At 60.6% G+C, this 9,843-nt stretch carries 6 protein-coding genes and 1 pseudogene; all 7 read right to left on the bottom strand.

Annotated elements, in window-relative coordinates; translation table 11 throughout:
- Window positions 1–332: pseudogene (locus tag ACZO0A_RS10870) on the bottom strand (beta-methylgalactoside transporter); the annotation flags it as partial.
- Between the two features lie 14 nt (window positions 333–346).
- Entirely contained in the window at window positions 347–1,855 is a 1,509-nt protein-coding gene (locus ACZO0A_RS10865) for a sugar ABC transporter ATP-binding protein (RefSeq protein ID WP_078784057.1), read from the bottom strand.
- A gap of 107 nt (window positions 1,856–1,962) precedes the next feature.
- Window positions 1,963–3,027 (bottom strand): galactose ABC transporter substrate-binding protein, encoded by a 1,065-nt coding sequence (locus ACZO0A_RS10860; protein ID WP_215692283.1) that lies wholly within the window; start codon window positions 3,025–3,027, stop codon window positions 1,963–1,965.
- 428 nt (window positions 3,028–3,455) lie between these two features.
- Window positions 3,456–4,424 (bottom strand): substrate-binding domain-containing protein, encoded by a 969-nt coding sequence (locus tag ACZO0A_RS10855; protein WP_302375434.1) that lies wholly within the window; start codon window positions 4,422–4,424, stop codon window positions 3,456–3,458.
- Complete coding sequence (locus ACZO0A_RS10850; RefSeq protein ID WP_486846316.1) at window positions 4,408–6,129, bottom strand: cache domain-containing sensor histidine kinase; 1,722 nt, start codon at window positions 6,127–6,129, stop codon at window positions 4,408–4,410. Before ACZO0A_RS10850 ends, ACZO0A_RS10855 begins: the two co-directional genes overlap by 17 nt.
- Window positions 6,126–7,379 carry a response regulator gene (locus ACZO0A_RS10845; protein ID WP_302375431.1) on the bottom strand — a complete coding sequence of 418 codons (1,254 nt, stop codon included), beginning with the start codon at window positions 7,377–7,379 and terminating at the stop codon, window positions 6,126–6,128. Before ACZO0A_RS10845 ends, ACZO0A_RS10850 begins: the two co-directional genes overlap by 4 nt.
- Window positions 7,380–7,406: 27 nt before the next feature.
- On the bottom strand, window positions 7,407–9,818 hold the full coding sequence (locus ACZO0A_RS10840) for a hypothetical protein (RefSeq protein ID WP_302375430.1): 2,412 nt from the start codon (window positions 9,816–9,818) through the stop codon (window positions 7,407–7,409).
- Window positions 9,819–9,843 lie beyond the last annotated feature (25 nt).

The raw sequence follows: 9,843 nt of genomic DNA, 5'->3' as shown, positions 1-9,843 counted from the left end.
ATGACGATTAGCAGGGCCACGGGCCACGGAATATCGGGCAGCCAGGGCAGCATGCGGGCAGAGTAGTCAACACTCTGCAGCAGCATGGCGGAGAAGCAGGCGGCCAGGCCGACCTGACGGCCGGCGGACAGGTCAGTGCCCTTGGTAATCAGGCATCCCGAAACGCCGCAGGCGATGATGAAACGCGGGGCGACGTTCAGCAGCAGGTTTTTGCCGTTTGTCTCGGTAAAGAAGTTCTGGGTCGTGCAGCCGACGAAGAGGGCCAGCAAAATGATCAGAATAATGATCGCGTTATTGGACAGGAATTTTTTAAAGTTGAATTTTTTCTCCATTTTCGGATTCCTCCTTATTCAAACTGGGTAGCCAGCGTCATGATGTTCTCCTGGTTCGCCTTATCACCGTCGATAAAGCCGGTGCAGCGGCCATCGCACATGACCATGATGCGGTCAGACATACCGATCAGCTCGCTCATTTCGGAGGAGATCATGATGATGCTCTTGCCCTGTTTGGCCATCTCGGCGATGATGCAGTAAATTTCATACTTTGCACCGACGTCGATACCGCGGGTCGGCTCGTCCATGATGAAAACATCGGGGTCGTTGGCCAGCCAGCGGGCGATCAGCACCTTCTGCTGGTTACCGCCGGACAGCGATTGAATCTGCGTTTTGGAGGACGGCGTCTTGATGGACAGCTTGGCGACATTATCCTGCACGAGCTTTTCGATTTTGTTGTCGTCCAGCATGATGCCGCCGATCAGATACTTGTTCAGCGATGCAATGGAGACGTTATCCGCAATGGAAAGCACACCCAGAATACCGGTCGCGCGGCGGTCCTCGGTCAGCATGGCGATGCCGTTTTTGATGGCGTCCTGCGGCTGGTTGATGGTCAGTTCCTTGCCCTTATAGGTGATGGTGCCCGACGTGTGGCAGCGCAGACCGAACAGACCTTCCATCAGCTCGGTGCGCTGGGCACCGACCAGACCCGCAACGCCGAGGATCTCGCCCTTGCGGACGTTGAAGTTGACGTGACGGAAGCTCTTGGGGTTGATGGATGTGAAGTCCTTGACCTCAAACACGACCTCACCGGGTGTATTCGAGCGCGGCGGGTAGAGGTTCGACAGCTCACGTCCGACCATCTTGGTGATGATCATATCGGTGGTCAGTTCCTTGGCCTCCCAGGTGCCGATGTACTGGCCGTCGCGCATGATCGTGACTTCGTCGCTGATGCGAAGAATTTCGTCCATCTTGTGGCTGATGTAGACGATGGAGACGCCCTTGGCGCGCAGCTCGTTCACGATGGTGAACAACGCCTCGACCTCGGCCGCCGTCAGCGAGGAGGTCGGCTCGTCGAGGATCAGCACCTTGCAGTCTGCGGAGACCGCCTTGGCGATCTCAACCAGCTGCATCTGGGAAACGCTCAAGGTTCCGAGCTTTGCGTGCGGATCATAATTCAGGTGGACTTCCTTTAAGACCTTGGCCGCATCCTCGTACATCTTGTCGTGGTCGATGACGGTGACGGGTCCGTATTTCTTGGTTGGGTAGCGCCCGACGTAGATATTCTCGCCGATGGAACGCTCCGGGATGGGCTGCAGCTCCTGGTGCACCATCGCAATGCCGCGGTTCAGTGCATCCAGAGGTCCCTTGATCTGGACCTCCTGTCCCTCATAAATGACCTTGCCTTCGTCCATGTGGTAGATACCAAACATGCACTTCATCAAGGTAGACTTGCCCGCGCCGTTCTCTCCCATCAGCGCATGGACGGTGCCGGGTTTCAATTTCAGCTGTGCGTGATTCAGTGCCTTGACGCCGGGGAACGTCTTGACGACATCACACATCTCCAAGCGGTACTCTGACAATTCGCTGGCCCCCTTTAATCTTTTGTAACCTTTTCACGAAAAAAGGGTGCGTGCGCCTGCGCACACGCACCTCGATTGTTCTGGTTTAAGCTGTGGCTTTTGTCAAATTACTGGAAGTCCTTGACGTTGTCAGGGGTAACCTTGACGTAGTCAACGTAGACGCTCTGGCTGCCAGCCTCGAAGGTCTTGCCGCCCAGCAGCTCCTCCATGGAAGCAACAGCCTGCGTAGCCTGACCCTTAGCGTCGTTCAGAACGGTACCGGTCATGTTGCCGTTGGCAACTTCGTTCTTGGCAGCGTCCAAAGCGTCAACACCGACGAGGTAGATGTCCTTGTTAACGGTGCGGCCGGCAGCCTGAATAGCCTGCAGAGCGCCGATAGCCATGTCATCGTTGTTGCAGAAGACGACTTCAATCTGATCGCCGTACTTGGCAAGGTCGTTCTGGCAGATTTCCTGGCCCTTGTTACGGTCCCAGTCACCGCGCTGCAGGTCGAGCTGCTCGACCTCAACGCCGGCATCGGTCAGAGCCTTGACGGAGTACTCGGTACGCAGCTGAGCATCGATATTCTCGGGGTCGCCCTGAATCATGATGTAGGAAACCTTGCCGTCGCCGTTGATGTCACCCTTGTTCTCAGTGTCGAGGATCAGCTCGCCCTGGAAGGTGCCGGACTGAGCAGCGTCGCAGCCAACATAGACCAGCTTGTCGTAAGCGGACATCTGATCGGCGGTGGGCTCACGGTTGATCAGGACGGTGGGAACATCGGCACCCTTGACGGTGGAGATGATCTGGTCGGCAGCGGAGGTCATAACGGGGTTGATGATCAGTGCGTCAACGCCCTGGGTGATGAAGGTGTTGATCTGCTCGTTCTGCTTGGCCTGGTCATTATTGCCGTCGACGATGGTGACCTCGTAGCCCTTGCCCTCGAGGATCTCCTGCAGAGCATTACGGTAGGTGGTCATGAAGGCATCGTCGAACTTGTAGATGCAGACGCCGACCTTACCGCCCTGAGTGGCCTCGGTAACGCTCTCAGCTGCGCTCTCGGCAGCAGAGGTAGCGGCGGACTCAGTAGAGGCAGCCTCGCTGGAAGCGGGGGTGGTGGAAGCGGAGCCGCCGCAAGCGGCGAGGGATACGGCCATGCAGCCCGCGAGGGCCAGAGCAGTGAGTTTCTTCATGATAAGTTTCTCCTTCTTTTTAAGCAGTGGATTTTTTCCGGGTCGCTTGTAGAGGGGCGAACCCTGTTGACAGTTATTATAATACTCGGGGTGTGGGGAAAAAACAAGGTGAAATTTCACCGACGAAAAGGGGAATTTTCCACCGTTTAGGACAGTTCGCCCAGTTGAATCGGTTCCATTTTGTGCAGTTTGCGCAGCAAAAGTGACAAAATGGTTATAGGCGTTTGATTTTTGTAAGAATTTTTAGGGGTAAAAAAGAAAATCCTCCCTCGTTTACAAGGGAGGTAAGCCCGAAGGGCCGGAGGGAGTTGCGTAAGGCAGACGGTCATTTATGGGAAAGCTGCGGGCCGCACATGTGCGACCCCTACAGCACGGCTGCGTTTTAATGCGGCAACCATATGGAAAACGGCCCGGGAGGGATACCTATTTCACCCAAACGGGAACAATGCCTTTTGCTTATCCATGGCGAACATATTGTCCCGGGTGATGATGTGGGTGGTGGTGACGGTGGATTCTTCCACGCTGCTCCCCTGCCCGGCCAGCAGCTCGTAGGCGCTCTCGACGCCGAAATAGCCCATGCCGTAGGTATTCTGCACGATCAGCGCGTCCACCACGCCGGTCTGTAAGGCGTCGATGGTCTCGATGTTCGAGTCGAACGCCACCAGCCAAAGATCATCTGCCCGCTGCATCTGCTGCACGGCGCGGGCTGCGCCCACGGAGGTGGCCTCGTTGAAGGCAACCAGCACGTTGATTTCGGGGTGCTCACGCAGCATGGACAAAGCCTCGCTGCGGGCGCTGACGGCGTTGGAGTGGGTTGGCATGGCGGCGACGACCTCTGCCCGGCCACTGTCCGCAAAAGCGTCGCGTGCGCCCTGCTCGCGGTCGCGGCCATTGGCACCGTTGACCTCGTAGTTGATAAGGCCGACGTAGAGCTGGCCATCCATGCCGTCCAGGGCGCTCCGGGCGGCCATCTGGCCCGCGCCGTAGTTGTCCGCGCCGATGTAGGCCGCCACATGGGCGGAGTCCACCGCCGAGTCAATGCCGATGATGGTCACACCCGCCGCGGCCGCGGCATCGATGGCGGCAGCGTTCTTTTCATAGTCGATGGCGGAAAAGACAATGGCCTGTGCACCGTCCTCGACGGCCTTCTCGATCATGCGATCCTGTTCCTCGTAGTCTTCCTCACTGTTGGGGGCCGCGATGGTCAGCTGCATATTGTACTCGGTGGCGGCAGCCTCCGCGCCGGTAAAGACAGCGTTCCAGAACTCCGAATCCTTGGATTTTGCCACTAACGCCACCTGGTAGCGGGTCGCGTTGCTGTCCGTGGCCTGCATGGTACAGCCCGCCAGCGCCGCCGCCAAGGCCAGCGGCAGCAGACGTTTAACGCAGTTTGTCATAGTCTCCCTCCCTGTCCTCCGGCACGCGCGGAGTGCGGATGGTTACGGTCGTGCCCTCGTAGGGGGCACTGACGATGGAGATGCCGTAAGCCGCGCCGAAGTAGATGCGCAGCCGGTCGTTGACGTTCTTGACACCGATGCCGGTGCGGTCGCTGGGTTCGTTCTGCAAAAGTGCCGCCACCTGCTCCGGCTCCATGCCGATGCCGTCGTCCGCCACAATGAGCAGAATATCGTCACCGTCGGGCTTGACCGTGATCTCAATATGGCCGGAATCGACCATCAAATCCAGGCCGTGGACAATGGCGTTTTCGATGATGGGCTGCAGGGTGATTTTGTTGCACAGACAGTGCAGGCAACTCTCGTCCACCGTGAAATGATAGGTAAACTGGTTTTTGTAGCGGTATTTCTGGATCTGCAGGTAGGCTTCGGCGTGCTGCAGTTCTTTTTCAATCGGGATCAGCTCATGGCCGCGGCTGATGCTGATGCGGAAGAGCCGCGCCAGCGCGTGGACCATCTGGACGGCGTCGGCATTTTTGCCGCGTTCGCACATCCAGGCGATGGAATCGAGCGTATTGTAGAGGAAATGCGGGTTGATCTGAGCCTGCAGCGCCTTGAGTTCGGTCTTGCGCAGCACAACTTCCTCCTCGCGCACGGTGGTCATCAGCCGCTGGATACGGCCCACCATATGCCCGAAGGAATCCGAGAGGTTCTGCACCTCCCGCGTGCCGCGCACCGACTGGAACGCAAAGTGGTCGGCGTCCTGCTCAAACTGCTCCGTGGCGGTTTCCAGCTGCTGCAAGGGGCGGGACAGCGAGCGGGACAACACCCAGCCCACGATGAGCGCCGCAAACAGGATCAATACGGCGGTAGCCACAGCGATGCGGGCCATCTGCCAGAAGCTCTCGTTGACGGTCTCGTCGATGTAGCTGACACCGACGACGCGCCACGGGCTGCCCGGCACGCGCTGGACGCTGTAAATGACGGTATCCTCGACATAGGTGCCGTCGCCAAGGCAGGCCAGACGGCCCGCTTCCTCCTTTTTCAGGCCCGCGTACAAAAGCTGCTGCTGCGGGTGGTAGACCATGTTGCCGCGTTCGTCCATCAGGTAGCAGTAGCCGTGCTGGCCAATGCCGACGTTGCTGATGGTGGCAGCCAGCTCCTTGAAGCTCAAATCCACCGAGAGCCAACACCGCGCAGTGTCACCTTCCGGCACAATACGGATGACCGACACGACCCAGGGGTAGTAACCTTCAAAAATCGACTCGACGTGGGGCGTGCTGATGTAGCCGTGGCCCAGGCGGCGGGCGGTGGTCAAATCAAAGGAAAGGTTCCGCAAAATCGCATCCTTGGGTTTGCGGCCCTCCTGCGCCCAGCAGTCCAGCAGCTGGCCGTCTGCATCGTAGGCGGTGATGGCTGCGACCTCGGGCCGGGCGGTGAGGAACGCGCTTAAAAAGGCGTCGCGGCTGGCGGTGTCGTCGTCCAGCCGCTCCATGACGATAGAGACGGCGCTGTCCATTGTGCTGACATAGTTGCCCACGGTCCCCACGACCTGGCTGACGGCCTGGGCACTGTTCGTGCGGGCGGCCTCGACCACGGCGCTGCGGTAGCTGCGCAGAAACAGCGTCGTGCAGAGCGTCAGCACCGCCACCGCCACGGCGGAAATCAGCGCGGCGGCCAGGGGCGCCGTGCGGGGCGGGCGCTTCATGCGTGGGCCTCCCCCGCTGCGCGGGCGCGGCGCAGGGCCACCGGCGACGTACCGCTGTACTTTTTAAAGCAATAGCTAAAGTAGTGCTGGTCTGTATAGCCGCAGCGGCGGGCGATTTCCTGTATCTGCAAATCAGTGGTAAGCAAAAGCTGCTGCGCGGTCTCCATGCGGCGGCGCACCAGAATGTTGATGAAGGTTTCCCCTTCCGACTTCTTGATGCAGGCGCTCAAATGGTTGGGGCTGACATCCAGCATAGCCGAGAGGGACGCCAGAGACAGATCCTCATCCATGTAATGCTGCCCGATGATTTCCAGCGCACGCTCACACAGGCTGCCGGTCTTGCGGGCATCTGCCGTAAAGCTGACGCCGCCCTCGCCCTCGGCGGCGGCGCGCAGGGCTTCGATGGCCTGCTTGTAGGCGTCATTCAAGCTGGCAAATTGGGTAGCTTCGCGGCTGATGCCCACATTGGCCGTGCGGCCCAGGGCGCGGTCCGCCAGCTGGCAAATCTCGTCGGCGAGAATATGCAGATATTCCTCAAAGTCCGAAGGGTTGCCCAGCAGCACCGCCACAACGCGGCCGCAGCAATAAAACACGAAATGCCGTAAGTATTTGTTGGCGCTCTGCTCCACCAGCTGGGTAAAGCCCGCCTCATAGTCGGTGGGGCCATCCAGCACAGCGGCCAGCACGACCAGAGCGCTGCGGTCGTCGGTGCCGCGCAAAAGGCCGAGCTCCGCAGCCATATTGCGCAGGCGATCCTCCAAATCGTCGGGGGCGCTATCATAGTGCTCCAACACGAGCGGGATCAGGAATGCGGCGCGGTCAGCGTGGGCGGTGTCGGCGCGGCGCAGTTCTGCATAGCGGGCGTCGATTTTCTCGTGGATGGATTTCAGCTCTGCCGCCAGGCCGTCCATCGTCAGCGGCTTGAGCATATAGCTGATGATGTTGTACTGGATGGCCTGCTTCGCGTATTCGAAATCGTCAAATCCGCTCAAAAATGCAATGTGCATGGCGGGGCGAATCTCGCGCACCTGGCGGGCCAGCTCAATGCCCGAGATAAACGGCATACGGATATCGGTCAGCAGCAGGTCAGGTTCCAGCCGCTCGACGAGTTCCAGCGCGTCCAAGCCGTTGCTGGCGTTGCCGACGAGGTGGAAGCCGAGGGCTTCCCAGGGGATCATGGTACAGACGGCCTCGCGCAGTTCGTCCTCATCGTCGGCCACGATGACGGTGTAGATGTTTTTGTCAGCCATACTCTTTTCCTTTTTACATCCAGATTTTTACAGCCAGAATTGAACCAGGCGGCTCACGTTTTCATACAGGGCGGGGTTTTGGCCCATCAGCTGGGGCTCCGCCGCAAAATAGACGCAGAAGTTATAGCACGCCCCCGCCAGCACGGCCAGCGGCAGCGAAAGGCGCAGGGTCTTGACCAGCGGCGCAATGGGGCAGGCTTGCAGGGTGTTTTCGGCCAGCAGCCAGGCCAGTGCCGCCGCCAGCAGCAGCGGGCCGAGCCAATCGCTCTGGTAGCGGTAGAGCATCCCGGCCATCTGGCAGTCCACGACGGCCAGCGCCACGGTGCAAATCAGTGTGAGCCGCACGGCAGCGCGCAGGTCGCGGCGAGCGTCCAGACGGCGGCGGGCCAGCGGCAGCGCGGCCAGCCCCCACAGCAGCGGCAGGCAGGCGAACGCGCCGCCGTAGTACAGCTCTGTGATGGTCAGGCCCATGTAGTTCGTCTGCATTTTGGTGGCCGTGATATAGGGGAACACGGTCTGCACGCCGGGGATGCCCGCCAAGAAGGTCACGACCGCCGGGGCGATGCGCCCCACCGCAAAGCCGCGGCGGGTCATATCATTGCTGGTCAGGTTGTAGTTGGCACCAAAGTCAAAGGGCGAGCCGAACCGTGCGGCGTTGTACCACATAAGGCCCACGGCCACCAGCACGACCGGCAGCAGGAATGCAGCGCACTCCCCCGCCCCGGCGCGGCTGCGCAGCCGCTTTTGGGTGATATAGCGCGGCCGGAAAATCGGCAGGGCCAGCACGGCAAAAAGCACCATCTGCGGGCGGCAGCCGGCCACCAGCGCCATGCACAGGCTGCCGAAGGCCAGGTGGAACAGGATGGTCTTGCGCTTTGTTTCGGGCGCGTTGGCGGCGCAAAGCCACTGCCACAGTGCCAGCAGAACAAACGCAGCACCGCTTAAAATGGCGTATTCATAGACCGAGGGGCGGTGCAGCAGATAGTAGATTTGGCTGCCCGAGGCTGCGCCCGCCGCTGTCAGCAGGCAGGCGGCGGCACTGGCGTTCGGGAACCAGCGGCGCACGGCCTGCCTGATGAAACCGAACACCGCAAAAATGTACAGCCAGGCGAGGAAAATCATCGGCAAGCTTGGCGGCAGATCCCGGATGCCGGTCAGTGCCTCAAAGGGCAGCTGGAACAAAAGGCACGGTACAACGCCAAAATAGACGTAGTAGCGGCCATTGTAGTAGGCCACATCCCACAGGGCATCCGGCGCGGCGTCCTGCCGGGCGGCGGTGTCGTAGGGGTTGGCAAGGTCAGCCATAGCCGCGGGCGGGTCTTTTTCCAAATCGAGCCTCCCCTGCAAAAAGCTGTGAGCCAGTGCGCCGTACTGGGCGGCCGTGTTGGACGCCCAGTCGTTGATGTGCATGGTGAAGTCGATGCGGCTCGTACCCGACCAGTCGGGCGTGTTGTAAAAGCTCGTGGCGATGCCCGCGTTGAAGCGGTCGCCGAAGGGGGCCAGGAACGCCGCCGCGCAGAGGGCCAGCTCGACAGCCAGCACCGCCGGGCGGTATTTGCGCTCATGGGCGGCGTAGGCGTCGCGCCAGAGGACGCTTGCCGGGCGCAGGGCAAAGCCCGCCAGCAGCAGCGCCAGCACAACCGCGAAACGCAGGACAGAGAAATCCAGCGGGCGGCGGGCGTTGGCGTAAACGGTGTTCAGCTGGGCGTTCAGTGGGTAGCTCCGGTACTCTCCGTTAAAGCCCGAGGCCGTCAGCGTCAGGCTGTCTGCCTTGCCGGAGAGATCCAGGCTGCGGGCCCAGCTGCGGGCCGACGCCGCGGCCACCGGCCAGTTCCAACTCTGGCGGGAGACTGTGGCGGCTTCATCGGTAGCGGAAACGTTCAGGTTCAGCCGCACGTTTTTCTGCTCCGGCGTGTCGCCGTCGGCCAGTGAGACAAGGCCGTCCAGCTGCAAATTATAAATCGGGAAATCCAAGCCGATGAATTGCAGTGTTGTGTTCTCGTCGTTCAGTACGATCGGCGCGGTGGGGTCGGCGTCGGCGGTCAGGTAGGGCCGCAGGTCGATGGGCGTGTAGCCGTGGGTGGCAAGCCAGTTGAGGTTGCCGACGAAAAGTTCCAGCCCCAGTGCTGCTGCCGCCAGCAGGCCGACCGCCGCCGGGGTGCGCAGTTTGGTGGGCAGCATCTGCCGCAGGCGGAAGCCTGTGACCACCCCGCAGGCGAGCAGCTGCATGGCAAGCAGCGCCGCCAGGCGGAAGCCGTCAAAGTCGACGGTCAACCCGGGCTTGGACCAGACACAGGCCGCCCACAGCCAGACCAGCACCGCGACCCCCGCCCCGACGTACAGGTCGGCGCGGGTGGTGCGACGGTGAAGGACGCGGGCAGGCAGTAAAGTGAAAAAGGCCGCGAGGGCGAGGGAAAGAAGAAGTGTTAGAAGCAGCATAGGTTTGAAACCATCCTGGATTTTT

The organism is Gemmiger sp. (genome assembly GCF_057431175.1).
The sequence above is the reverse complement of the archived record's forward strand: the minus strand, read 5'-3'. Positions and strand labels throughout refer to the sequence as shown.

Bases quoted from the DNA above. Each gene is read 5' to 3' on its own strand.
- ACZO0A_RS10860 (WP_215692283.1), bottom strand. From the start codon at position 3,027: ATGAAGAAACTCACTGCTCTGGCCCTCGCGGGCTGCATGGCCGTATCC.
- ACZO0A_RS10855 (WP_302375434.1), bottom strand. From the start codon at position 4,424: ATGACAAACTGCGTTAAACGTCTGCTGCCGCTGGCCTTGGCGGCGGCG.
- ACZO0A_RS10850 (WP_486846316.1), bottom strand. From the start codon at position 6,129: ATGAAGCGCCCGCCCCGCACGGCGCCCCTGGCCGCCGCGCTGATTTCC.
- ACZO0A_RS10845 (WP_302375431.1), bottom strand. From the start codon at position 7,379: ATGGCTGACAAAAACATCTACACCGTCATCGTGGCCGACGATGAGGAC.
- ACZO0A_RS10840 (WP_302375430.1), bottom strand. From the start codon at position 9,818: ATGCTGCTTCTAACACTTCTTCTTTCCCTCGCCCTCGCGGCCTTTTTC.